General features: G+C 59.1%; 19 protein-coding genes. 4 read left to right on the forward strand and 15 right to left on the reverse strand.

All coding sequences use genetic code 11. The features are described from left to right. Positions 1-23: 23 nt before the first annotated feature. A complete protein-coding gene (locus ACOI8A_RS05160) occupies positions 24-2,483 on the reverse strand; it encodes an EAL domain-containing protein (protein WP_420646584.1) in 2,460 nt (819 codons plus the stop codon). 229 nt (positions 2,484-2,712) lie between these two features. On the opposite strand from ACOI8A_RS05160, the gene ACOI8A_RS05165 reads away from it, so the two are divergent. Beyond that, a complete protein-coding gene (locus tag ACOI8A_RS05165; protein WP_420646583.1) occupies positions 2,713-7,305 on the forward strand; it encodes a deaminase domain-containing protein in 4,593 nt (1,530 codons plus the stop codon). Position 7,306: 1 nt separating this feature from the next. Here ACOI8A_RS05165 and ACOI8A_RS05170 read toward each other — a convergent pair whose 3' ends face one another. From ACOI8A_RS05170 to ACOI8A_RS05190, 5 genes are all read right to left on the reverse strand, one after another. After that, a complete protein-coding gene (locus ACOI8A_RS05170; protein WP_420646582.1) occupies positions 7,307-9,124 on the reverse strand; it encodes an ABC transporter ATP-binding protein in 1,818 nt (605 codons plus the stop codon). Beyond that, complete coding sequence (locus ACOI8A_RS05175) at positions 9,117-9,719, reverse strand: DsbA family protein (RefSeq protein ID WP_420646686.1); 603 nt, start codon at positions 9,717-9,719, stop codon at positions 9,117-9,119. The genes ACOI8A_RS05170 and ACOI8A_RS05175 overlap by 8 nt, the downstream gene beginning before the upstream one ends. 36 nt (positions 9,720-9,755) lie before the next feature. After that, positions 9,756-10,697, reverse strand: coding sequence for a rhodanese-related sulfurtransferase (locus tag ACOI8A_RS05180; RefSeq protein WP_420646581.1), 942 nt, complete (start codon positions 10,695-10,697; stop codon positions 9,756-9,758). Between the two features lie 311 nt (positions 10,698-11,008). Beyond that, positions 11,009-11,308 carry a BolA family protein gene (locus ACOI8A_RS05185; protein WP_420646580.1) on the reverse strand — a complete coding sequence of 100 codons (300 nt, stop codon included), beginning with the start codon at positions 11,306-11,308 and terminating at the stop codon, positions 11,009-11,011. Between the two features lie 12 nt (positions 11,309-11,320). Next, positions 11,321-11,842, reverse strand: a complete 522-nt coding sequence (locus tag ACOI8A_RS05190; protein ID WP_064676461.1) for a DUF2059 domain-containing protein — start codon at positions 11,840-11,842, stop codon at positions 11,321-11,323. A 192-nt stretch (positions 11,843-12,034) separates the two neighbouring features. Here ACOI8A_RS05190 and ACOI8A_RS05195 point away from each other — a divergent pair, with 192 nt between their 5' ends. Next, complete coding sequence (locus ACOI8A_RS05195; protein ID WP_420646579.1) at positions 12,035-13,429, forward strand: class II fumarate hydratase; 1,395 nt, start codon at positions 12,035-12,037, stop codon at positions 13,427-13,429. Between the two features lie 105 nt (positions 13,430-13,534). Here the strand turns inward: ACOI8A_RS05195 and ACOI8A_RS05200 are convergent, their stop codons facing one another. After that, positions 13,535-14,494, reverse strand: a complete 960-nt coding sequence (locus tag ACOI8A_RS05200) for a DMT family transporter (RefSeq protein WP_420646578.1) — start codon at positions 14,492-14,494, stop codon at positions 13,535-13,537. Between the two features lie 212 nt (positions 14,495-14,706). On the opposite strand from ACOI8A_RS05200, the gene ACOI8A_RS05205 reads away from it, so the two are divergent. Further along, positions 14,707-14,901, forward strand: coding sequence for a DUF6316 family protein (locus ACOI8A_RS05205; protein WP_420646577.1), 195 nt, complete (start codon positions 14,707-14,709; stop codon positions 14,899-14,901). Between the two features lie 137 nt (positions 14,902-15,038). Here the strand turns inward: ACOI8A_RS05205 and ACOI8A_RS05210 are convergent, their stop codons facing one another. Together ACOI8A_RS05210 and pap are read right to left on the reverse strand one after the other, a co-directional pair. Next, the gene (locus ACOI8A_RS05210; RefSeq protein WP_420646576.1) at positions 15,039-16,223 is read right to left on the reverse strand and encodes a thiolase family protein; all 1,185 of its coding nucleotides are present in this window, start codon (positions 16,221-16,223) and stop codon (positions 15,039-15,041) included. 103 nt (positions 16,224-16,326) lie between these two features. Next, a complete protein-coding gene (gene pap / locus ACOI8A_RS05215) occupies positions 16,327-17,841 on the reverse strand; it encodes a polyphosphate:AMP phosphotransferase (RefSeq protein ID WP_420646575.1) in 1,515 nt (504 codons plus the stop codon). Between the two features lie 355 nt (positions 17,842-18,196). Here pap and mnmC point away from each other — a divergent pair, with 355 nt between their 5' ends. Further along, the gene (gene mnmC / locus ACOI8A_RS05220; protein ID WP_420646574.1) at positions 18,197-20,176 is read left to right on the forward strand and encodes a bifunctional tRNA (5-methylaminomethyl-2-thiouridine)(34)-methyltransferase MnmD/FAD-dependent 5-carboxymethylaminomethyl-2-thiouridine(34) oxidoreductase MnmC; all 1,980 of its coding nucleotides are present in this window, start codon (positions 18,197-18,199) and stop codon (positions 20,174-20,176) included. A gap of 315 nt (positions 20,177-20,491) precedes the next feature. Here mnmC and ACOI8A_RS05225 read toward each other — a convergent pair whose 3' ends face one another. Genes ACOI8A_RS05225 through ACOI8A_RS05250 form a run of 6 tightly spaced genes read right to left on the reverse strand, consistent with a single transcriptional unit; the run spans position 20,492 to position 24,042 of the window. Further along, positions 20,492-20,989: a lysis system i-spanin subunit Rz gene (locus tag ACOI8A_RS05225; protein WP_420657642.1), complete on the reverse strand. Its 498-nt coding sequence runs from the start codon at positions 20,987-20,989 to the stop codon at positions 20,492-20,494. Further along, positions 20,989-21,414 (reverse strand): cell wall hydrolase, encoded by a 426-nt coding sequence (locus tag ACOI8A_RS05230; protein ID WP_420657644.1) that lies wholly within the window; start codon positions 21,412-21,414, stop codon positions 20,989-20,991. Before ACOI8A_RS05230 ends, ACOI8A_RS05225 begins: the two co-directional genes overlap by 1 nt. A 29-nt stretch (positions 21,415-21,443) precedes the next feature. Further along, a complete protein-coding gene (locus ACOI8A_RS05235) occupies positions 21,444-21,794 on the reverse strand; it encodes a tail fiber assembly protein (protein WP_420651151.1) in 351 nt (116 codons plus the stop codon). Next, the gene (locus ACOI8A_RS05240; protein WP_420651150.1) at positions 21,794-23,002 is read right to left on the reverse strand and encodes a hypothetical protein; all 1,209 of its coding nucleotides are present in this window, start codon (positions 23,000-23,002) and stop codon (positions 21,794-21,796) included. Before ACOI8A_RS05240 ends, ACOI8A_RS05235 begins: the two co-directional genes overlap by 1 nt. 24 nt (positions 23,003-23,026) lie before the next feature. Next, the gene (locus tag ACOI8A_RS05245; RefSeq protein ID WP_420651149.1) at positions 23,027-23,689 is read right to left on the reverse strand and encodes a hypothetical protein; all 663 of its coding nucleotides are present in this window, start codon (positions 23,687-23,689) and stop codon (positions 23,027-23,029) included. After that, the gene (locus ACOI8A_RS05250; protein WP_420651148.1) at positions 23,686-24,042 is read right to left on the reverse strand and encodes a hypothetical protein; all 357 of its coding nucleotides are present in this window, start codon (positions 24,040-24,042) and stop codon (positions 23,686-23,688) included. Before ACOI8A_RS05250 ends, ACOI8A_RS05245 begins: the two co-directional genes overlap by 4 nt.

The raw sequence follows: 24,042 nt of genomic DNA on the forward strand, positions 1-24,042 counted from the left end.
ATTATACGGATCGGCGAGAGACTTCAACGGAACGTGCCAGGCGCTTTGAATAACAGCGGTTGCGGTCTGGCGGGGCGACTTTGCAAACTGTCGCAGGTAAACAACTGCGGGCGTTCAATCACATAACCCTGAGCGTAATCCACACCGATCTCAAGCAATGCCTGCTCGATCTGCGCTGTTTCGACAAACTCGGCAATTGTCTGTTTACCCATGACATGCCCAATGTGATTGATCACTTCGACCATTGCGCGGTTAATCGGGTCGTCCAGCATATCCTTTACGAAACTCCCGTCGATCTTCAGGAAGTCTACAGGCAAATGTTTCAGATAAGCGAATGAAGACATTCCGGCGCAAAAATCATCAAGCGAAAAGTAACAACCCAAGCCTTTGAGTTCATTGATAAAACGGATTGCACTACCCAAATTCGCAATAGCGCTGGTTTCAGTAATTTCAAAACAAATCATTTCAGGAGGTATGCAGTAGTTATCAAACTGGTCGCGCAGAAAGTGCAAAAACGCGTCATCTCCTATAGTAATGCCTGAAAGATTAATCGCACACATCGCCAAGGGGCCTTCGTGCTGCTCTTTAATACATTGGGCAATTAACTTGAATACGTTAGTAACTACCCAGCGATCCAGCGAAGTCATCAAGCCGTAACGTTCGGCTGCCGGTATGAAGCTGTCCGGAAGAATCATGCGCCCCGCCTCGTCATGCAGACGCAACAGAATCTCGATGTGCCCGCGACCACCGGCGCCAGATCCCAACGGGGCTATTTCCTGGGCGTAGAGACAGAAACGGTTTTCTTCCAGGGCCATGTGCAGACGCTGGACCCAGGCCATCTCGCCGAAGCGCAGCGACAACTCGGAATCGTCGGCGTGATACACCTGCACTCGATTCCGCCCCTTTTCCTTGGCCATATAGCAGGCCATATCGGCCGCGCGCAGTGAGGCTTCAAGGGTGGTCGGGGCCTGCGCAACGTGCACCAGGCCGATGCTCACGGTGGTCAGAAACGGCCGGCCCTTCCAGACGAAGTGCAGATTCTGTACGGTCTGCCGCAGGCTGTCGGCAATCTTCTCGGCCGCTTCTGGCGCGCAGTTCTCCAGCAGAATGCCGAACTCGTCGCCACCCAGGCGCGCCAGCGTGTCGCCCTCGCGCAGGCCCGATTGTAAAAGAGCACAGATATGCCGCAGCAGTTCATCGCCCGCCGCATGCCCGCAGGTGTCGTTGACCAGTTTGAATTGATCCAGATCGAGGAACATCAGCGCATGGCGCCCGGGCTGGCGCGTGAGATTGTGCAGTGCCTGCTCGAGGCGATATTCGAACTCGCGGCGGTTGGCCAGCCCGGTCAAAGCATCGTGAGTCGCCTGCCACGACAGGTTGGCGATGTACTGCCGTTCTTGAGTCATGTCATGCAACACCAGCACGGTGCCGCTGACCTTACCGGCGTTGCGGATCGGCGCGCCGACCAGCGTCACCGAAACCGTGCTGCCATCGAGGCGCTGGATCAGTTTCGAATGCTCGCTACCACCGCTGAGCTGACCGCTGAGAATGTGCTCGATCAGCGTCAGCCCCTCGGTCTGGGCGTTGTCATCCAGCAAGTTGAATAACGCAGCCAGTGGCAGGCCGGCAGCCTGCTCGGCTTTCCAGTGAGTCATGGCCTCGGCAGCGGGGTTCATGTAGTCGATGGCACCGTCGACATCGGTGGTGATGACGCCGTCCCCGATCGATTGCAGCGTGACGTGCGCGCGATCCTTTTCCATCTGCAGCGCCTCGGCAAACGCATGCCGCTGCTTGAGCAATTTGTCGGTGCGCCACAGCGCCAGCACGATCAGCCCGAGCGCCGTGGCCAGGTTGGTCAAGAGCAGCAGGCGCAGGATCATCCGTGAGCCTTCACCCAGTGCATCGCTGAAACCCTTGGCGGCCGGGGTCACGCTGTCATTGATGGCGAAGATGCGGTCTTTCCAGCGCCGGATATCGCCTGCACTGGCAGCATTAGCGCTGATGCGCTGATGCATCTCCTGCGCGACGTTATCAAGCTCCACCAGATAAGCATCACCGACGGTCCAGCGCTCGATGGCGGTTTCCAGATAACTGAAGTGACGAAAATTCAGATACAGCCAGATCAGGCTGGAGACATCGTCGGGATGGTTGCCGCCCTTGAGAATGCCCTCGCGCGCCGCTTGCAGATCCGGCGGTTGCCGATCCAGCGCCAGACGCAACTGATGACCGCCCTGCGGCACGGCAATCGCACTCTGGTACTTGAGGAAAATCTCTTCATCGCGACTGTCGGCGTACAGGTTGAGGTAATAGATGGCGTCCTTCTGGCCCTTGGACCAGAGGCTCTCGCCCGCCACATACCCGCGCACGGCGGAAAGAACATAGAGGCTCACACCGCCCAACAACGCTTGAAACAACACGACGGCAATAAATGGCCAGACGATGCCCAACAACCGTGGCGTTCCGAGAGTGCGCTTTTGCTTCATGGTTTTCCTTGCATGAGCACTGTCCGCTCGTCATCCGGACGAAATCGCTAGGAGGAGACTAGGTGGGGTTCAGGGTCTAGGCAAGCGGCACCCGATCAGCCCTTTTCTTGCTGGCAATAGATATGTACCTCAGGGCGACCGTTGGAAAACAGTTAACTGCAAATGCTTCAACGGCCAAATCCCGAACTGAAGACTACCAGACCAATCGCTCCGACAAGGACAGTCGATCATGCAACCTCCTTCAATCCCGCAAACCGAGTTATCTGCTGCTACATCCTCGCCCTCCTTCGCTCAGCGTCATCACGCGCTCGAAGCAGAATACAAAGAGCTTTTAGTGAAGCTGCGCCAGGCGCCTTCGCTTCCCGACGCACTGACGCACACATTCATCAAACCCCAACTGTCATCTCCTCTTGAACTTGACGCGAGGGAAGGCACTACGGCGCTGCAAACGCTGCTGAAAGATAAAGTCTTTAAACAAATATGCGCGCGCGTGAACGCTTCTCCCAGCCATTTGATGCTCACTATGACGGGTGACAAGAGCCTTTATGAGGGACAGCGAACAGACAGCCTTCAACGGGTCACTTTGTCTCTGGCAGAAATACCCGAATGGCGGTCCCACTCATCCCGAATCGAAACCGCCGCACGCAAAACTGGTGGTCAGATTCGCGCAGACGGTTATTTCAGTCTCGCAAAGATGGCACTGTATTACGGCATGGCCCCCTGGAACCGTGTTGATGAAACAGCGCATCAGGCGTCCATTCACTGGCTACAAGAGAAACTGGCCAGGCATTCGCTGCAGCTGGATTGCGGCGTCAACATCGACTCGCTCACGCACCCGGCTTCGGCAACCGATCGCAAAGCACTGGCACTCATCCGGGCTGTGGCACCCGAGCAAAACATGAGCATGGACAAGCTGCTGTTGCAGACAGCGAATGCAAGAATAATCGACGCTGTCAGGTCATTTCTGCCCAGTACGCAAACATCGCTAATCAGCTATCTGATGAGAAATATCGCCGCGCAGACCACTGTCGAGCAGATTCGCACTACGCCTACGGTTTATCTCGAGAAGATCCTGCAATCACCCGACGCTTCCCGATTGGCCCAGGCACTGCTGGAAAAGCTGGAATGGTTCGGCGCCAGCCCCGACCAGGAGACATCAGCCTTCGTCCGTTACAAACTGCTGAGCAGAGCCATCCGTACATGGGGCCGGCAGGGCGACGATCTGCGCACGGTTGCGGGATATGACTGGCAACAACGCTGGAATTACGGCAAAAGCTATCAGGCCATCTGGAGCCAGTTCGAAAGGCATCTTCTGCGCAGCGAACGCGCCGCGACGCAGCGCGAAGCCATTCTGCTCGCCCGTCTTTATCGGTGCGAGTTTCCCAGTGACTTCCACGTACGTGACGTTCCGCCTGACCTCTCCTACAGAAGCTCGCCAGTCTGGGTGAATTATGTCCAAGGGCTAACCCTCGCAGAAGTGCTGCAGCCCGAGCGGGTGCCTGACATGACCTTCCAGCAACTGGTGGACTTCGCTGCGCAATCGCTCAAGACAGCCACGGCTCAGGAGCGAGACCTGATCATGTGGAGCAGAATTGCCCCCGCAGTCGATTGGGCGATATCCAATGGCATCGTGCAGGAAGAAGAGGATTACGTCAGAAGCGATGAAATACACGGTCGCGCACTCAAAGCACTCGACGAACACATCCGCGCTCTGAAAGCAGCCATCGTCCAGATGGACGTCGACTATCCACTACGACGAGATATCGCCGATGAGCAGATACGAAAAGTATTCGGCTGGGATGTATTTACCCGGGATGGGCGAAAACTGATCAGGGATTATGGCCAGGGGGACGGTGCCAGAAGCGGGCCAAAGGATCCACCGGATTTCAAGAGCAAGAGCTACGCCTTTCGCGATGTATACATGTGGAACCGGCACCACACCTGTGGATGGTTCATCACCCTGCCGGACGGCCAGAGCAGATCCACGTCGCGTTTCAGTATCGATGCCAACGGCAACATGAAAACCACAGCCAAGTGGATTCCCGACATCGTGATCAAGCGCAAGCTACCCGATGTCAACAAGCTGTTTGCAGCCAGTTTCAACACTTATCTGTCATCCACCAAAGATGCCTACAAAACGCTGCTGATGAGTCTGTTTACCCAGCTTCCCCATGATGACCGGCAAGCCATGGAGTATGGCGAAACAAGAATTTTCACCTTGAGAGCGCCCACCAAAGACCTCGAATTCGGTCAGGAAACACCGGCTCTCACAAAGTCGCTAAGGCTGCGCATGGGGTTCATCCTGCGACTGAACGAAGGCCAGCACACATGCTGGTACGAGTGCCTGCCTCGCGCGGGAATCATTCGCAGGCTGCCCGACTTTTCACCTGGTGTGTTAAACGGCCGCAAGACAACTGAAGACTGGCGATTGCTCGGCGGCTCGGCAACAGTTGAGGTACTGCGTGGTCGGGAAGTGCCCTTTGACTGGGATGCCCATGAAAACGGCCGCATTCCGAAAAAAGATGCAACATGTAACGCAATCATTGACCAATTCGGCGAGGCGTTCAGGGCTGACCCCTCAAGCGAGACCCCGCCGCGTATTTCATCCACGCGCACAGCAAAGATTGCAGCGTTCATTGCCAACGATTTGTTTTATTTCGACGATGCAAAGCTTTTGGCTGCTGCACGACAGGAAACGGAACTGGAACGCAGGGAGTCGAAAGGCCCTCTGCTTGGCAAGCTTCTGAAGTTTTTACCGTTCTTCGGCAATGTCGACGATCTGGATTCGGACAATCCGAACAAACGCATAGCAGCGGTGTTTGGCATGTATACCGACTCCGTGTCGTTTTTTCTGCCCTTGGGCAAGTTCATCTCCGGCACCGCCAAACTGGCCGGCACCGCTGCCCGACTGGGCTTCAAAAGTGCTCTCCCCGAGTTTTCCAGCCTGTCGCGAAAACTGCTGGTCTCATCTCTGCAGAATTTCAATCCACTGGACGGTGTTCCGACACTGGTCGCCGCTGCTGCGCGGGGACTCTATGCGGCGACCAGGTTCGCGCTCAAGAGCGCGGCCAAAGGTATTGAAAAAATCGCCCGCAAGACCGGTCAATACGACTTCATCAACGGTATCCCGCAACTGGCGGATTCCGGCCACTACCGGCTTCTGTCCGGTGTAGATGATCTGGCATCCGTAAAAGGGGTCGACAATGTCCCTGTTCGTAACATTGCAGATGCCGGCGCAGCGGACTATCGAGTAATCGACCCCTTGGCCGGCAAACCTTTCGGCCCGACACTCGGCACTAAAATGACACTCGGGCGAACCGCGTATCTACCGACGCAGACCGCTGACGGTTTCACGATTGTCGAGGTAGCGCAGAACAGCAGAATCCGCCAGATAATGGAGGTCGACGGCAGTCAAACGACATTCATCGATGATGCAGCCTACCGACTCGACCAAAACGTCCTGCGTCGCACCGACACGATAGACACCACTGACAGGCTCACTGCGCTCCCGTGCCGGATCCGGCGCGCGGGGGGTGATGACTGCATGACCCGTTACGTGACAAGAACTCCAGCGCCTACTCCGGCCGACGGTACCTTCGATACAACAAAGGGCTGGGCACTCTGGTTCGGAGACACTGTTTACATCCCCGCGCCTGGCCGTCCAAACCTGACAGTCAATGGCCTGCGAGCCCGCGCGCACCTAAAGGGTAAAGTGGACTTTCGCAAAGGCATCTATGCTCGCGTCGATATCCGCGTAACCAGCCAAGGCGACCTTCACACGTTCAAATCGGGGGCGATCATCGTCGAGTCAATGGACGGCGCGAAGCAATATGTTTTCGCGCGCCTTGATGCCGCTGAGTTTTACGTCGCCGAGTTGCCAATCCAGCAAAGCCTGAGTGACGCACTGACGTTCAACAAGGCTTCATCATTGGCGGCCGATCTGCGTGAGGAATTGCTGACGGTGTATACCGGCTCCATCAACGCCAACAACATGGCCAGGATATACGGGGTCGATACTGTCGAGCGCGCCTTGAAAACCATGAATGACATTGCCATTCCCATTGGTGGTCACGTGAACCCGCCCGATACCCTGAAGCTGCTCAAGGTCGATACCAGCCCTGGCGAAGCCGTGCTGTTCGACCACTCCACACGGATGATTGTCAGCACACTCCCGGCTGGCGCCACGTCGTGGTCGCGCAGTCGGGACGCCTCGCAGACCTTTCGCCAGAGAAGCGCAGACATCTTCGACACGCTGTTTGCCAGCAGCACAATCAACGTCAGGCCCAACGCTGATCTGCGGATCAATGCGACGATGGCTAAATTCCAGAAACTGCTGCCGCGCAGATTCCGCGCGGGCAACCCACGAAATATCGCCTTTGCAGATATCGTGACTACGACCGGCGCCCGCGAAGTTTACGTCAGCGTGTCAGGTGCACAGGGACTGACCAGCGAATTGCCGCTGTTCAAAAATTCAGTCGCGCCGGGCAATGTCATAGTGGGAGATACCACCTACTTCAACATTGATTTCGGCCAGACATTCAGCAGAACGTCGTTGAACCTATCCAGCGACGGCAAAGTGCTGGCCATCCCGCATACGATAAAAAACATCGAGACCTACACGCCTGCGTTGACCACGCGACCGACTTCGCTGGACAGCGAGGCCAAACTGATCAGCGTGATCCGCGCCAAGTATCCAGACAGCAAGGACATCCAGACGATCGACGTGGCGACCACCATGCCGCCATGCAACAGCTGTTCGGTGGTGATCAAGGAGTTTGGTCATAACGGCGCGTCTGACGCACTGCAGGTGCTATGGAAATGACCTACAAGCGCTGCAAATGCCCATAAAGCTTGGCGTACAACCCGCCATCGGCAATCAGTTGCTGATGGTCGCCATCCTCGGCCACTTGCCCGCCATCGAACACCAGCACCCGATCAGCCTGCTTCACCGCTGACAGGCGGTGGGCGATGATCAGCGTGGTGCGGCCATTGAGGAAGCGCGCCATGGCCTGATGCAGATTGTATTCGGTGGCGGCGTCGAGGGCCGAGGTGGCTTCGTCGAGGATCACCACTTTCGGCTCGGCGAGGATCATCCGCGCAATCGCCAAGCGTTGGCGCTGGCCACCGGACAAGCGCACCCCGGAGCGGCCGACGATGCTGTCGAGCCCTTCCGGCAGTGCGCGAATGGTCGCTTCGAGCTGAGCGATTTCCAGTGCCTGCCAGCAGGCTTCGTCACTGCGCGTGCGGCCCATGGTCAGGTTCGCGCGTACTGTGTCGTTGAACAGCGCGGGATGTTGCAGCACCACCGCGACGTTTTCACGCACGGTGTCGAGGCCGATTTCCTGCTGGGTCGAACCACCGAATCGAATAGTCCCGGACAACGGCGTGTATAGCCCGAGCAGCAACTGCACCAAAGTACTTTTGCCGCCGCCACTGGCCCCGACAATCGCGACTTTCTCGCCCGGTGCAATCGACAGATCGAGCTGATCCAGCACCAGATCATCGCCATACCCGAAGCTCAGTCCTTGCACCTGAATGCCCACGGTGTCGCGGCCCTTGAACGGATCGACGCCGCCCGGATATTGCGGCTCGTCGGCCCGCGCCAGCAACTCGTTGATCCGCGTCAGCGCACCGCCGGCCGCGTAGTAGGCATATTGCAGATTGAGCAGTTGTTCGACCGGGCCGATCATGAACCACAGGTAACTGAACACCGCCAACATCTGCCCGATCGACAGGTCGGAAAACAGCACGGTCAGCATGGCCGCCGCGCGAAAGATATCGATGCCGAACTGAAACAACAGACCGCTGGCGCGGTTGGAAGCATCAGTCTTCCACTGCGAATTGACCGCGTAGTTGCGCACTTCCTGCGCGCGCAAACCAAGCCGTCCGAGGAAGAATCCCTGACGGTTGCCGGCGCGCACTTCCTGAATCGCATCGAGGGTTTCGCTCAGCGCCTGGGTGAAGCGCGCGGTGCTGTCGTTCTCGAGTTTCTTGAGATGCTTGACCCGTTTGCCCAACTGCACCGTGGCGTAGATCACCAGCGGATTGAACAGCAGAATCAGCAGCGCGAGTTTCCAGTGCATCCACATCAGGATGCTCGCGGTGCCGACCAGCGTCAGCATCGCCACCAGAAACCGGCTGAGGGTTTCGCCGACAAACTTGTCCAGCGTGTCGAGATCGGTCACCAGATGCGTGGTTACCGTGCCGCTGCCGAGGCTTTCGTACTCGGCGAGGGAAATGCGTTTGAGGCGATCGATCAAACGCACGCGAATGCGGTAGACGATGTCTTTGGCCAGGCGCGCAAACAGCCGCGACTGCAGGACGCCAAAGCATAGGGAGCCGCAGCGCAGGGTCAGTGTGACCAGCAGCATCAGGCCGATATAGCCCGCCGCTTGCTGCCACATCGACGGCAGCAGATGGTTCATGACTTTCAGTGCGGAATCACCGTGGCCGAGCAGGACTTCGTCCACCAGCAACGGCAGCAGCAACGGAATCGGCACGCTGCACAGCGTCGCCAGTACGGCCACGCCGTTGGCGATCCACAGGGATTTTTTGTGATGCAGTGCCAGTCGCCGGACTTCTGCCCAGCTCAGCCGGTCGACACGCTTTACGGCTGGCGTGTCATCGGCCGGGTCAGACACAGGCGGCGCGCTCCAGCCATCGGCCGAGCAGCGGCGACAGTTCGCTGAGCGGCTGGTAACCGTTGGTCAGCAACGCCAGTTGGCCATTGCGCTCGGCGAGCAGGGTCGGGAATCCGGCGATGCCCAGATCCTGCACCCAGGTGAAATCGGCTTCGGTGGCGAGGTGCTGATCGGCCCGGTCGAAAGCAGCGGCAAATTCGATGCGCGGTACGCCGGCCTGTTCCGCCAACTCGACAAGCACGCTGGCGCGGGTGACGTCGCGGCCTTCAACGTAAAACGCTTGTTGAATCAGACCGAGCAGAATCCATGCGCAATCCGGTGCCAGACTGCGCGCGGTGACGATGGCGCGACAGGCCGGCTCAGTGTCGTAGACAAAACCATCGGGCAGCGCACCGTAGAAATTGAACGGCTGACCGGTGGTGTCGGTGACTGCTTGCCAATGCTCGAGGATATAGCGCCGGGTGGTCGGCTCCAGCGCCGAACCACTGCCGGTGCGCAAGCCGCCGACCACCAGGTGCAGCTCGACCCCGGCTGCCTGCGCCTGCTCGACCAGCGCCTTGGCCACCGGAGCAAATCCCCAGCACCAGGAACACATCGGATCCATCACATAGAGCAGGCGCGCTGACATGGTTCAGGCCTCGGTGGATGCTTGCTTATAGTTGTAGCCGATCGGGTGCGGCATGTTGCGGGCCTTGGCCAGTTCGATCTGCTTCTGGCGGTCGATCGCACTGCGGCGAGTCTTCTCGCTCAGCGTGTCCCAGCAATGTGGGCAGCTGATGCCGGCCACATAGTGCTCGGAAGCGCGATCTTCAACACTGACCGGTGTGCGGCAGGCATGACATTGATCGTAGTCGCCTTCGCTGAGGTCGTGGCGCACGGTCACGCGGTTGTCGAACACGAAGCAGTCGCCCTGCCACTTGGTTTCTTCCTGCGGCACTTCTTCGAGGTACTTCAGGATGCCGCCCTTGAGGTGGTAAACCTCTTCGTAGCCCTCGCCGAGCATGTAGCTCGAGGCCTTCTCGCAGCGAATGCCACCGGTGCAGAACATCGCAACCTTCTTGTGCACGGCCGGGTTGAAGTGAGCTTTGATGTAATCAGGGAATTCGCGAAAACTGGTGGTTTTCGGATCGATGGCGCCTTCGAAGGTGCCGATCGACACTTCGTAATCGTTGCGCGTGTCGATCAACAGCACTTCCGGGTCGCTGATCAGCGCGTTCCAGTCTTGCGGTTCAACGTAGGTGCCGACCTTTTTGTTCGGGTCGACGCCTTCGACACCGAGGGTCACGATCTCTTTCTTGAGCTTGACCTTGGTGCGGTAGAACGGCTGGTCGTCGCAGTACGATTCCTTGTGATCGATGTCGACCATACGCGGATCGCTGCGCAGCCAGGCGAGCAGGCCGTCGATGCCTTCGCGGCTACCGGAAACGGTGCCGTTGATGCCTTCTTCAGCAATCAGCAGCGTGCCTTTGATGCCGTTGTCGACCATCGCTTGCAGCAGTGGCTCGCGCAGGTTGACGTAATCTTCGAGGGTGACGAACTTATACAGTGCCGCCACGACAATCGGTTGTGTCATGGTAATTCTCCAGGTGGCTACCCTCGTAAAGGGTGAACCGGATGCGAAAAAAAACGCGCCGGGTGAGCGGCGCGTTGCGGATTCTAGCAAAAACACGAAGATTTTAGGACCGCCAGATATCTATGTAGCAACACAAGACCCTGTGGCGAGGGGATTTATCCCCGTTCGGCTGCGCAGCAGTCGTAAACCCGGTAAACGCGGTTTCGGCAGAAACAACGGAGTTGAATGGTTTTGGGGCCGCTTCGCAGCCCAACGGGGATAAATCCCCTCGCCACAAAAGCCCCTCGACACAATGACTCTTCAGATCCAAATCAGTGCTTGCTGCCGCCGGCACACGTCGGCGAGGCCGGAGCGGTGCCGACGTCTACCCATTCCTGCGGGGTGTAGGTGTGCAGCGCCAACGCATGAAACTCGCCCATCAGCTCGCCGAGCGTGCCGTAGACTTTCTGGTGGCGCTTGACCCGACTCAGACCCTCGAACTGCGCGCTGACAACCACAGCTTTGTAGTGGGTCTGTAACCCGCGACTGTGCATGTGGCTTTCATCCAGCACTTGCAGATGCTCGGGCTGTAGCAGGCCCAGCGTCGATTCGATGCGTTGTTGCATGCTCATCACGAACTCCGCTTATGGCTTTTTCTTGGCAGGAGCGGCGCCTTTAGGCTCCAGCTCGGCGGTCATGTCAGCCAGCAGCTTGTTGACTACAGGCACTGCGCTTTCCAGCTTGGCTTGAGTCATCTGGGCCGATTGCTGAGTCAGCTGCGGCATTTTTTCCAGGACTTTCTTGCCCAGTGGCGACTTGTAGAACGCTACCAGGTCTTTCAGCTCGGATTCGCTGAAGTTGGTGGTGTAGAGCTTGACCATGTCCGGCTTGAGCTTGTTCCAGCCAATGGCCTGATCCAGCGCGGCGTTGGCCTTGGCCTGATAGGTTTCCAGAAGGGCTTTCTTGGATTCCGGGGCTTTGGTCTGCTCAAAGCGCTGAGCGAACATTTGCTGAACTTGCATGTACACCGGAGTGCCCAGTTTGTCAGCGTGTGCCAGGGTCAGGAAGGCTTCGGCACTGGCGTTATGGCTGGCGGTATCGGCAAAAACCGGGCCGCTGGCGCAAACCAGAGCTACCGCGGTACAGATGGCACGAAGACGAGTCATCGAGTTTCCTTTTCAGCTGAGCGAGGTAAAACCCCAAGGGCGACCATTCTGCGCCTGAATAACGCTGCGGCTCAACCCCCGAGCCTTGCCGCGCTTGATTGGCGGGCGTTAGCGGTCAACAATCAGATCGATGGAACCACTTGGGTCGAGCCCGGCCTAAACAGCGCAAACAGACCAACAGGAGTGTGCACGATGAGCCGTATCGAAACCGACAGCCTGGGCCAGATCGATGTCCCGGACGACGCCTACTGGGGCGCTCAGACGCAACGCTCGCTGATCAATTTCGCCATCGGCCAGGAAAAAATGCCGCTGCCGGTGCTGCACGCACTGGCCCTGATCAAGAAAGCCGCGGCCCGGGTCAATGACCGCAATGGCGACCTGCCGGCCGACATCGCCCGCCTGATCGAGCAAGCCGCCGACGAAATCCTCGACGGCCAGCACGACGAACACTTCCCGCTGGTGGTCTGGCAGACCGGCAGCGGCACGCAAAGCAACATGAACGTCAACGAGGTGATTGCCGGTCGCGCCAACGAACTGGCCGGCAAACCGCGCGGCGGCAAGTCGCCGGTACACCCGAACGATCACGTCAACCGCTCGCAAAGCTCCAATGACTGCTTCCCGACGGCCATGAGCATCGCCACCGTGCAAGCGGTGCAGGCGCAACTGCTGCCGGCCATCGCCGAGCTGTCCGGAGGCTTGGCGGAACTGGCGGCGCGCCATATGAAACTGGTGAAAACCGGACGCACGCACATGATGGACGCGACGCCGATCACCTTCGGCCAGGAAATTTCGGCGTACATCGCGCAACTGGATTACGCCGAACGCGCGATTCGTGCGGCATTGCCGGCAGTGTGTGAGCTGGCGCAGGGCGGCACGGCTGTAGGTACCGGGCTGAATTCGCCACATGGTTTTGGTGAGGCGATAGCAGCAGAACTGGCGGCGCTGTCCGGTTTGCCATTCGTCACCGCGCCGAACAAGTTTGCCGCGCTGGCCGGTCACGAGCCGCTGACCACCCTCTCCGGCGCGCTGAAAACCCTCGCCGTGGCGCTGATGAAAATCGCCAACGACCTGCGTCTGCTCGGCTCCGGCCCACGCGCGGGTTTTGCCGAGGTGCGTTTGCCGGCCAATGAACCGGGCAGCTCGATCATGCCCGGCAAGGTCAACCCGACGCAGTGTGAAGCGCTGTCGATGCTCGCCTGTCAGGTCATGGGCAATGACGTCGCGATCGGTTTCGCGGCGAGTCAAGGTCACCTGCAATTGAACGTGTTCAAACCGGTGATCATCCATAACCTGCTGCAATCGATTCGCCTGCTGGCCGATGGCTGCAGCAACTTCCAGCAGCACTGCATTGCCGGGCTGGAACCGGATGCCGAAGTCATGGCCAAGCATCTGGAACGTGGCTTGATGCTGGTGACGGCGCTGAATCCGCATATCGGTTATGACAAATCGGCGGAGATTGCCAAGAAGGCTTACAGCGAGGGGCTGACCTTGCGTGAGGCGGCGCTGCAACTGGGTTATCTGACCGATGCAGAGTTTGATGCGTGGGTGCGGCCGGAGAACATGATCGAGGCTGGTGCCAAGGGCTGAAATTTGTAGTGATTTATAGTCCGCCATCGCGGGCAAGCCACGCTCCCACAGGAAATTGCATAACCCTGTGGGAGCGTGGCTTGCCCGCGATGAACGATGACGCGGTTAACCGGCAGCCATCCGTAACCGCCGCGCGCGTAATCCGGCAATCAACGAAGGCCCCAACGCCACCAGCGCCGATCCAACCACCACCAACACCGCCCCGCCGTAGCCCAGCGCATTGATCTGCTCGGCATGCACATATTCCGGCCACATCCGCGCCGCAATCGCCACCGCACCGAACGTCACCAATGGCGTAATCGCCAACGTCGCACTGACCCTTGATGCTTCCCAATGCGCCAGCGCTTCGGCAAACGCGCCATACGCAATCAAGGTATTCATGCAGCACGCCAGCAGCAGCCAGCCTTGCAATGGACTCAGTTCCAACGCTTCCAGCGGATGCACCCACGGCGTCAGCAGCAACGCGCAGAACAGGTAAATCACCATCATCACCTGCAGCGAATTCCACACCGTCAGCAACTGCTTCTGGCCCAGCGCATAAAACGTCCACACGGTTGAAGCCAGCAGCACCAGCAGCACGCCTGCGGTGTAATCGGACAACGAGGTCAGCAGCTCAGCCAGGCGCTGATTGAAGAACAGCGCAAAGCCAAGCAACAGCACCAGCAGCCCGATACCCTGGCCAATGCTGAAGCGCTCCTTGAACACGAACAGGCTGGCGATCAGCAACATGATCGGCCCCATCTGCACCACCAATTGCGCGGTTCCGGGGCTGAGCAGGTTGAGGCCCATCAGGTACAACACGTAATTGCCGACCAGCCCGAGCACCGCCATCAGCACCAGCCAGCCGCCCTTTGGCCCGAGCACCTTGCGACTCGGTAAACGTCGGGTAGCCGCCAGATAAATGAACAGACAGCCGCCTGACACCAACAAACGAAACCAGGTCACGGTGACCGGGTCCATCACCAGCAGCACCTGTTTGAGTTTGATCGGCAGAATTCCCCACAGCACCGCGGTCAGCAAGGCGAGGAACATTCCGTAGACCCAGCGACCCGATGAAACGTGCATGAGAACCCCAAAAAGACTGCGACAGGAACGGCCATTCTAGGCGCAGCGGCACAGGCGACACAGAGACAGTTGCGCTCCAGCCGCAAACGCAACTGTGCAGGTCGCAGCAGAATATTGACGATTGGCCGTTGATCGGCTCGCCGGGCGCGGTAAGTGGTTCAGGCATAAGCTCGTTGCATCCACTCGGGACACTACTGACCAAGGAGACCGTCATGTTAGGCATGCGCGCCCAGGATCCCGCTCCCGCCACGCACTTTCGCAGCGATCGCCTGTGCCGGGTGAATGGCGAACTGTTTTTCAGCACCCGGGAGAATACCCTCGAAGGGCCGTTTGACAGTCCCGAGAAAGCCGAGCAAGAGATCCGCGCCTACATCGCGCGGATGCAGCTGTTGGATTCCCACAGGTAAGTTGTGGTGATCCAATCGCTGGCAAGCCAGCTCCCACAGTGTTCGCTGGTGTACACAATATCGGTGTCTACCCCGAAAACCTGTCGGAGCTGGCTTGCCAGCGATGACTATCCAACTGACAAAAAATATCTCAGAGCTTAACGAACCGCCTCAAACAACCCCGTCGCCCCCATCCCGCCACCCACGCACATGGTCACAATCCCATAACGCAAATTGCGCCGCTGCAACTCGCGCACCAGATGTCCGACCTGCCGCGATCCGGTCATGCCGAACGGGTGACCAATCGAAATCGAGCCGCCATTGACGTTGTACTTCTCGTTGTCGATCTCCAGCCGATCACGGCTGTACAGGCACTGCGAAGCGAACGCCTCGTTCAATTCCCACAAATCGATATCCGCCACTTGCAAACCTTTTGCCTTGAGCAGTTTCGGCACCGAGAACACCGGGCCGATGCCCATTTCATCCGGCGCGCAACCGGCCACGGTGAAACCACGGAAAAACGCTTTCGGCTTGAGCCCCAGTTGCAGGGCTTTTTCCAGGCTCATCACCAGCGTCATCGACGCACCGTCGGACAGCTGCGACGAATTGCCGGCGGTCACCGAACCGTCCTCGGCGAATACCGGTTTCAGCCCGGCGAGGCTTTCATAAGTGGTGTCCGGGCGATTGCAGTCATCGCGCTCGACGATGCCGTCAAGGATCTGCACGTCCCCAGTGTTCTTGTCCTCTACCCGGTATTTAACCGCCATCGGCACGATTTCATCGTTGAACAAACCCGCCGCCTGCGCCTGCGCAGTGCGAATCTGACTTTGCAGCGCATAACGATCCTGCGCCTCACGGCTGACGTCATAGCAACGTGCGACGATTTCGGCCGTCTGGCCCATCGTGTAATAGATGCCCGGCGCCTGCTGCTTGAGCAGCGGGTTGATCAGGTGATCGGTGTTGACGCTTTTCATGGTCAGGCTGATCGACTCGACGCCACCCGCGACAATGATGTCGCTGCAGCCTGAGGCAATCTGGTTCGCCGCAATGGCAATCGCCTGCAAGCCCGACGAACAGAAACGGTTGAGGGTCATGCCCGCCGTGCCAGTGCCCAATTGCGAGAGCACCGCCACATTACGGCCGATGTTGTAGCCCTGCGCGCCCTCGTTGGAACCGGCGCCGACGATGCAATCCTCGACGCTGGCCGGGTCGATGTCGTTGCGCGAGAGCAGCGCGTTGACGCAATGCGCGGCCATGTCATCGGGGCGGGTCTGGTTGAACTTGCCGCGAAAGGATTTGGCCAGGCCGGTCCGTACGCTGTCGACGATCACCACTTCACGCATGGCATACCTCATTGTTGTTGTCGGTTGAGAGTGGACCGAGCATAAGTCCACCCGATTCCCGACCGCGACAATCATTCACCTCGCGTATGCGTGTTCATCGTTTTCAGTCTTTGTGTTTTTTGGCCTTCTTGTCGGATTTCTCGAATGCCTCTTCCAGCGCCTGGTTGATGGTGCGCAAGACTTTGACCCGCGCCCAGCGCTTGTCATTGGCCTCGACCAGCGTCCACGGCGAGATTTCGGTGCTGGTGCGGTCGACCATGTCGCCGACTGCCGAGCGATACGCGTCCCACTTGTCGCGGTTGCGCCAGTCGTCTTCGGTGATCTTGAAGCGCTTGAACGGGATTTCCTCGCGCTCCTGGAAACGCTCCATTTGCGTGTCCTTGTCGATCGCCAGCCAGAACTTGACCACGATCACCCCGGCATCGGCGATCTGCTCTTCGAAGTCGTTGATCTCGCCGTAAGCACGCATCCAGTCGGCGGTGCTGCAAAAGCCCTCGACCCGTTCCACCAGCACCCGTCCGTACCACGAGCGGTCGAACACGGTGAACTTGCCGCGTGCCGGAATGTGTCGCCAGAAACGCCACAGATACGGCTGCGCACGTTCTTCTTCAGTCGGCGCGGCAATCGGCACGATGCTGTACTGACGCGGATCGAGCGCCGCCGCCACCCGGCGAATCGCCCCGCCCTTGCCCGCGGCATCATTGCCCTCGAACACCGCAATCAAAGCGTGGCGACGCATGCGTTTGTCACGCATCAGACCCGACAGCCGCGCCTGCTCGGTGATCAGTTGTTCTTCGTAGTCTTTCTTGTCCAGATGCTGGGTCAGTTTGAGGCTGTCGAGCAGGTTCAACTGATCGACAGCGATACCCAGCGGCTGCGCGCTGACATCTTTTGGACGGACATCCGGACGCTTCAGCGCCGCTTGCAGCCCCTCAAGCAAGATCTTGCCCACCGCCAGACTGCGGTAATGCGCGTCCATGCCTTCAATCACATGCCATGGCGCGTAGTCGCGACTGGTGCGGCGCAGCACGCGCTCGCCGAATTTCACGAACTTGTCGTAGGTTGCCGATTGCTGCCAGTCCAGCGGGCTGATGCGCCAGCTGTGTAGCGGGTCGTCGGCGAGTGCCTTGAGCCGTGCCTTCATCTGTTTCTTGGACAGGTGGAACCAGAATTTGAAGATCAGCGCGCCTTCGTCGCAGAGCATCTTTTCCAGGCGCTCGGCACCCGCGATGGCCTGATCGAGTCGCGGGTCCTTGAACATCCCGTGCACTCGCGCCTGCAACATCTGGCTGTACCAGTTGCCGAAGAAAATCCCCATGCGCCCCTTGGCCGGGAGCATCCGCCAGTAGCGCCAGGCCGGTGGTCGCGCCAGTTCTTCGTCGGTCTGCTGATCGAAAGTGCGCACTTCGATCAGGCGCGGGTCCATCCATTCGTTGAGCAGTTTGACCGTCTCGCCCTTGCCGGCGCCTTCGATGCCGTTGATCAGAATGATCACCGGGAAACGCTTTTGCTGCTGCAACTCGAACTGCGCTTCGAGCAGCGCTTCACGCAGCGCAGGGACTGCGGCCTCGTAGTTTTCTTTGTCGATGGCGTGACCGATTTCAGCGGATTCGAACATGGGCGACTCCTTTTCAGAATGCAGCAAGACTAGCGGATTGGGCACGAGCGTGGCGCAGAAATTCCTGCCTTAAAGCAAGTTGCATGAATGCACATCCTGTGGCGAGGGAGCTTGCTCCCGCTCGACTGCGCAGCAGTCGCAAATCAGGCAGTTGCGTTGTGTCAGGTTTAATCGAATCGCCTGATTTCAGGGCTGCTTCGCAACCCGGCGGGAGCAAGCTCCCTCGCCACAAGAGTTCGCCGACTCATCTCCAACCATCGAGTGTGCTTCAACCTGCCAATGCCCGGCTTGCCATGGATCAAGCGCCGCCCGCCTGATCGGCTAGAATGGCGCCCTTGTCGTTGCCGAGCCTGCCATGAAACCTGCATTGCCCCACGCCCAACTCGACTGGGATGACCAGGGACTCCCGCGCTCGCGGGTGTTCAATGATGTGTATTTTTCCGACCTGTCGGGGCTGGATGAAACCCGTTATGTGTTCCTCGAACAGAACCGCCTGGCCGAGCGTTTTGCCGAGCTGGGGTCAAACGGGCGGCTGGTGATCGGCGAAACCGGGTTCGGCACCGGGCTGAATTTTCTTTGCGCATGGCAGCTGTTCGAACAACACGCGGTGGCCGGTGCGCGACTTCATTTTGTCAGCGTGGAAAAGTACCCACTGAGCCCCGCCGACCTGCAACGCGCCTTGGCGTTGTGGCCAGAGCTGAAACCGTTGGCCGATCAGTTGCTCGCGCAATACGTGGCGATCCACCAAGGTTTTCAGCGCATCGTGCTGGATAACGGTCGCGTGACCTTGACCCTGCTGATCGGCGATGCGCTGGAGCAACTGCCGCAACTCGACGCGCAGATCGACGCATGGTTTCTCGACGGTTTCGCCCCGGCGAAAAACCCCGACATGTGGACCGCCGAGCTATTCGCCGAACTGGCGCGACTGGCAGCGCCCGGTTCGACCATCAGCACCTTCACCAGCACCGGTTGGGTGCGACGCCTGCTCAACGCTGCCGGGTTCAAGATGAAACGCACACCGGGCATTGGCCATAAATGGGAAATCCTGCGCGGCGCGTTTCTTGGCTGGCCAGAAGATGCAGCGCCACCGCTCGCGGCCAAACCATGGTTCGCCCGCCCTGCGCCTCTAAGCGGTGAACGCCGCGCGCTGGTGATCGGCGCCGGTCTGGCGGGTTGCGCCAGCGCCGCCAGCCTCGCCGCACGCGGTTGGCAGGTCAGCCTGCTGGAGCGCCACGACGCGGTGGCGCAGGAGGCTTCGGGCAACCCGCAAGGCGTGCTCTATCTGAAATTGTCCGCGCATGGTACGGCGCTTTCGCAAATGATCGTCAGCGGATTCGGCTACACCCGACGCCTGCTCGAAAGCCTGCAACGCGGCACCGACTGGGACGATTGCGGCGTGCTGCAACTGGCGTTCAATGCCAAGGAAGCCGAGCGTCATACGCAAATCGCTGCGGCGTTTCCAGATGATTTGGTGCACTGGCTCGATCAGCCTGCGGCGCAAGCCCGCGCCGGGGTCGCGCTGGCCCACGGTGGTCTGTTCTACCCGCAAGGTGGCTGGGTGCATCCGCCGGCGTTGTGTCAGGCACAAGCCGCGCAACCGGGGATTGAATTGCTCAGCCATCAAGAAGCCGTGGAACTGCGCAAAGTCGGCGATCAGTGGCAGGCGTTCGATGGAGAACGGTTGATAGCCGAAGCACCCGTGGTGATTTTGGCCGGCGCCGCCGAGATCAAGCGCTTTGCGCAAAGCGCTGACTTGCCACTCAAGCGCATTCGCGGACAAATCACCCGTCTCGCGCAGACCGACCAGAGTCAGGCTCTGACTACCGTGGTGTGCGCCGAAGGCTACGTCGCCCCGGCGCGTCTGGGTGAACACACGCTTGGCGCGAGTTTCGATTTCACCAGCGACGACCTGACCCCGACCACTGCCGAGCACCAGGGCAATCTGGCAATGCTTGAAGAAATTTCCTCGGACCTGGTCAGCCGTCTACACATCAGCGAACTCGACGCCGAAAGCCTGCAGGGTCGTGCCGCATTCCGCTGCACCAGCCCGGATTATCTGCCGATCGTCGGCCCGCTCGCCGACCGCCAAGCCTTCGCAGAAGCGTACGCGGCACTCGGCAAAGATGCCCGCCAGGTGCCAGACATCGCCTGTCCGTGGCTCGACGGTTTGTACGTCAACAGCGGCCACGGTTCGCGCGGTTTGATCACCGCGCCGCTGTCCGGCGAATTGCTCGCAGCGTGGCTGGACAACGAGCCGCTGCCACTGCCGCGCGCCGTCGCCGAGGCCTGTCATCCCAACCGTTTCGCCTTGCGCCAGCTTATTCGAGGCAAATAAATCCAGCGCGGCGGATGGCCCTTCCGCCCGTCAGCCACTGCGTCTTATAACTTATCGTTCTAAAACTCCCACATCCGCACCGGGTCAGTTTCTGAGTGCGCGCCCTTCTGGCGCAGAAACGATTGACCCTCCCCAACGGAAAAACCGGTAAGGAATTTATGTGCGGATTAGCTGGCGTATTCCAGAGGCGCTAGAACGGGGGTTTTAGCGCCTTTTGAGGCCCCTGAAAGGAACTCCAAGGAACTACTGTTGGTACGAAAACTGGTACAAAGCATTTTCCCCTTCCTCCGGCGTTCTGCCGACCGATCACAATCCCTACTGACACGATTCTCTCACATGCTTCTGCAACACCCTCAAGGCTGCTTGATCCGCGATGATTCCGGCGCGGATATCGAAAACAGTTCGCCCAGCAATTGAAGTGAGTTCGACGGTTCCTGCATTACCCAGGCCGGCGGGGTTGGTGGTACCGGACACGTCGCCGCTATCGGCACGACAACTGCCCGCGATGCGCAGCCGGCGAGCAGAGTCGTCAGCAGCACGGCGCAGCCTTTCATTTTCAGCGAGATCATTCGTTTTCTCCTTGGTTGCTTTGGCATCTAGGTCGGCACGGGCTTGCTCGGCGGCCTGCTGCTTCTCCAGCGCCTGACTGGTTTGGGCGTGCGCGGCATTGCCGATGGTGGTCAGGTCGGACTGGTGGGCCAGGGCCTGGTCACTCAGCTGCTTTCCGTAGCGCCAGGCATCCACTTTCCATGTGGAAAAACAAGCAATGGCCATCGCCAGCAGCACCACGGCCAGCTTCTGCACTGGCGTCATCACGGCACATCCTTGAAGAACACGTGATGCCCCAGGCGCAGTGTCTCCTTGCCCTTCGCCGCCCAGGTCGGAGCCTTGGGCATCGTGGTCGCGTAGTAGTGCGTGGCCCCGCCAGTTGGATCTGGTACTGCGCCCGACATCACCTGGTCAGCTGCGCGCTGGGCCTGGGCGAACTGCGCGGCCGGGATCGGTTTGGCGCCACTCAGGTAGGCGTAGTTCGGGTCGTTCTGGTTCCAGCAACTGAACTGGTACTTCTTCAGGCACACACCGGCATAGCCCTCGCCCCACCACGACTTCTCCCTACCATCGAAGACGCGGTTACGGATTGTCCAGGCCACGGCGATCTGGCCGGCCGCACCTTCGCCACGAGCCTCGCCGTAAAGTGTGCGCGCCAAGATATCGCGATCTTTTTCGGTTGCTGTCATCGGTTTTCTCCAAGCAAAAAAATACCCGCTCAATGGCGGGTTTCAGGGTCAGGTAATGCAGGCCAGTCGGGGGTGTCTGGCCATCCGGGGCGTTCTAGTGTTTTGCTGAGAGCGATCAGATAACGCTTCCATGCTTTCCACAGCACTCGATCGTCATCACTGATCTCGTCAATGTCTACGCCGGCCTGCAAGGGGCTTAAAACTTCGTTGGCAGTGGCGCGCAACGTATCCAGCTGCGATTTTGCGCTAGCAACCCTCTCCCGATCAGCGTCAAGACTCACCAGCCAACCCGGGACTTCCTCTACCAATGTTTCGCCCGGCGCCAACTCGGTATCAGGGTCAACGCCTCGCCAACCGATCGCAGTAATTGCATAAGCCATCATCGTTCCATCCCGTAGCCACAGACATCAATGTAAGAGTTGCCGCCCGTGCCGCTGTTGGAATAATCCACAAACTGAGCGGTGGAAAGGGGCGCTTGAGACTTGAATCTGGTGCCCGCCGCGACCTGCTGAAGAACAGCTGAGGTCAATCCGGGAAATTGGACAAACATCACCGGCGTCCCAATGTTGGAGAACATGAAAATCGCGGTCTGTGTCACAGGGGGCACCACTGTCGAGCAGTTGACACCGGTCGGAGTGGTCGCGGCGCCGGCGGCAAGCACGCGAAACGGCGCTGCCGGAATATTTTCGCGGTACTCGATAAATCCTTGGTTGACGATGAAGCTGTACAGCCCTGTCGCGCCGCTGGTTCGAAGAGCGCAGATAAATCGACGGGACGCATCACCGGTCTTAGTTCTCGCGGTTCCGCTATAGGGTGCGGAAGGTGTCGTGGCGACCAGCTCAATCGCCGGCGTTCCTGCGTTGTCGTAAAGGTAAAGGTAGTACCAAGTGTTGCCAGACAGGCTCAGCCCCGAAAGCGTCAGACCGTTCGGGACGTAGATGTTTTTGCCTGGGCCGGGAATGTAGGCCGTTCCCGAGGTAACGCTGATCCCGGTGCCGGACGTGTATACCGGAAGCAGCCCGTCAATATAACCACGACCGACGCCCAAGGAGGCGGCAGCCGCGGCCGATGCGGCGGCCGATGAAACTTGCGCCTGAAGCTTGCCGGCGGCGATGACAATTGAGTCAGTCGCGACTACTGGCGTATTTGTCGTGGTCACGAACCCTGAGAGCGCCGAGGCGATCGCCCTGACCGCTGAGAAATACAGATTCGTTGCGCCCTCGGGAACCCCGTCGCTGTTCGTCAGGTTAAGAGCAGCACGAACGCCGGCGGTCGTAGGATCAACGCCAAGCACAGCCAACACACCGCCGAACTGGTTGACCAGCGCCCGCAGCGCATCAGCTGAATCTTTGACGTAACCCTGCATCGGCGCCAGCGCATAAGTGCCGGATGCGTTGGTGGCCCCCAGATAGGGCGGTGCGATCGACAGCGCAGTATTGCTGGCGATGTTGGTGACCTCGTACCAACCGCCGTCTGGGCCACGAAAAGCATCCCCTACCCGGCTATTGGCGATAAATGCTGTATTCGTGCCGATGATGGCGTTGGAATTTTGGGTGACAGAAACCGTTCCTGACTTGTACCAGGGCATTGAGTGTCTCCAGAAAATTCAGGATCAGGCCAGTAATTTGGCGCAGAGGAATGGACGGTGACCTTGGTCAGTCCAGGCAGTTGTTGCGAGGCTGTACATCATTATTCGCCCCCCAGCGTAATCGACACCCAGCGCACAGCCGCCACCGGTTGCGTCGTTATGGCAATTCATCGCGAACGGGTTAAGGGAGATGTACTCGCCGACTCCGAGGAGTTTGCTGATCGTCCAGATGTAGCGACGACCAACCGTCAGCTGCTCACTGCCCGCGTAGGTCCAGTTGCCAGCGGCAAAAGTGACCACGACGGCAGGCGCACCGCTGTCGTAAACGAGCGCGCCAGCCCCATCCCAAAGGCACATCCCGTACGCGGCTGTCCCCATCGACGCCCAAGCGGCCACGAAGTACAGACCGCTGAGGTTTGCATCAACCACCGAAGCCTTCATGGAGAACCCGGTCCAATTGCCGGGGCCTCCGGTGAACCATACCGAGATCGGCACCTGGATGGTCCCGGTCTGATTTGGGCGAATGAACACAAGCGGTGGATCCGCGCTTGTCACCGCCCTCGCAAACGTCCCGGTGACATTGGTGCTGCCGGAATACGACCCTTTGGTCAAAACGCAGAGCCTTGGTGCATCCGAATCGATCTGAACAAATGAATTATCGTTGATGCTCTGAAACCCATAGCTCATGTCGAGTACCTGATGGCGTAACCCTTGGCGACGATCCTTGTCTGCAGAGTTGAGGCGGTCGACGATGGATTCTTCGGGAGAACTATCACTTGGCCGACTGACGTGGTTACAAAGGGGTAGGACTTGGTGTTGCCCAGGCCATCGTTCTCCGCCGCCTGCACATCCTGCGCCCTCGTCGGGATGATCATGAGCACGCAGTTGGCCGGGTTGAAGCCGGGGATGCTGATGGTGTAGCTGGGCACGGCCCCACTGAAGTCGATTGCGCCCTGCCAGATCACTTGGTAGGTAAAGCTGTTGGTGTCCATGGCGAGCTGGCCGCTCTCGTCAAAAACACGCAGGCCGAATGAAGCCAT

Source organism: Pseudomonas sp. P4795 (genome assembly GCF_048822895.1).
Lineage (GTDB): Bacteria > Pseudomonadota > Gammaproteobacteria > Pseudomonadales > Pseudomonadaceae > Aquipseudomonas.

Bases quoted from the DNA above. Each gene is read 5' to 3' on its own strand.
- ACOI8A_RS05195 (WP_420646579.1), top strand. From the start codon at position 12,035: ATGAGCCGTATCGAAACCGACAGCCTGGGCCAGATCGATGTCCCGGAC.
- ACOI8A_RS05190 (WP_064676461.1), bottom strand. From the start codon at position 11,842: ATGACTCGTCTTCGTGCCATCTGTACCGCGGTAGCTCTGGTTTGCGCC.
- ACOI8A_RS05180 (WP_420646581.1), bottom strand. From the start codon at position 10,697: ATGACACAACCGATTGTCGTGGCGGCACTGTATAAGTTCGTCACCCTC.
- ACOI8A_RS05225 (WP_420657642.1), bottom strand. From the start codon at position 20,989: ATGACGCCAGTGCAGAAGCTGGCCGTGGTGCTGCTGGCGATGGCCATT.
- ACOI8A_RS05230 (WP_420657644.1), bottom strand. From the start codon at position 21,414: ATGACAGCAACCGAAAAAGATCGCGATATCTTGGCGCGCACACTTTAC.
- ACOI8A_RS05240 (WP_420651150.1), bottom strand. From the start codon at position 23,002: ATGCCCTGGTACAAGTCAGGAACGGTTTCTGTCACCCAAAATTCCAAC.
- pap (WP_420646575.1), bottom strand. From the start codon at position 17,841: ATGTTCGAATCCGCTGAAATCGGTCACGCCATCGACAAAGAAAACTAC.
- ACOI8A_RS05210 (WP_420646576.1), bottom strand. From the start codon at position 16,223: ATGCGTGAAGTGGTGATCGTCGACAGCGTACGGACCGGCCTGGCCAAA.
- ACOI8A_RS05175 (WP_420646686.1), bottom strand. From the start codon at position 9,719: ATGTGTTCCTGGTGCTGGGGATTTGCTCCGGTGGCCAAGGCGCTGGTC.
- ACOI8A_RS05250 (WP_420651148.1), bottom strand. From the start codon at position 24,042: ATGGCTTCATTCGGCCTGCGTGTTTTTGACGAGAGCGGCCAGCTCGCC.
- ACOI8A_RS05200 (WP_420646578.1), bottom strand. From the start codon at position 14,494: ATGCACGTTTCATCGGGTCGCTGGGTCTACGGAATGTTCCTCGCCTTG.
- ACOI8A_RS05245 (WP_420651149.1), bottom strand. From the start codon at position 23,689: ATGAGCTATGGGTTTCAGAGCATCAACGATAATTCATTTGTTCAGATC.
- mnmC (WP_420646574.1), top strand. From the start codon at position 18,197: ATGAAACCTGCATTGCCCCACGCCCAACTCGACTGGGATGACCAGGGA.
- ACOI8A_RS05185 (WP_420646580.1), bottom strand. From the start codon at position 11,308: ATGAGCATGCAACAACGCATCGAATCGACGCTGGGCCTGCTACAGCCC.
- ACOI8A_RS05165 (WP_420646583.1), top strand. From the start codon at position 2,713: ATGCAACCTCCTTCAATCCCGCAAACCGAGTTATCTGCTGCTACATCC.
- ACOI8A_RS05235 (WP_420651151.1), bottom strand. From the start codon at position 21,794: ATGGCTTATGCAATTACTGCGATCGGTTGGCGAGGCGTTGACCCTGAT.
- ACOI8A_RS05160 (WP_420646584.1), bottom strand. From the start codon at position 2,483: ATGAAGCAAAAGCGCACTCTCGGAACGCCACGGTTGTTGGGCATCGTC.
- ACOI8A_RS05205 (WP_420646577.1), top strand. From the start codon at position 14,707: ATGTTAGGCATGCGCGCCCAGGATCCCGCTCCCGCCACGCACTTTCGC.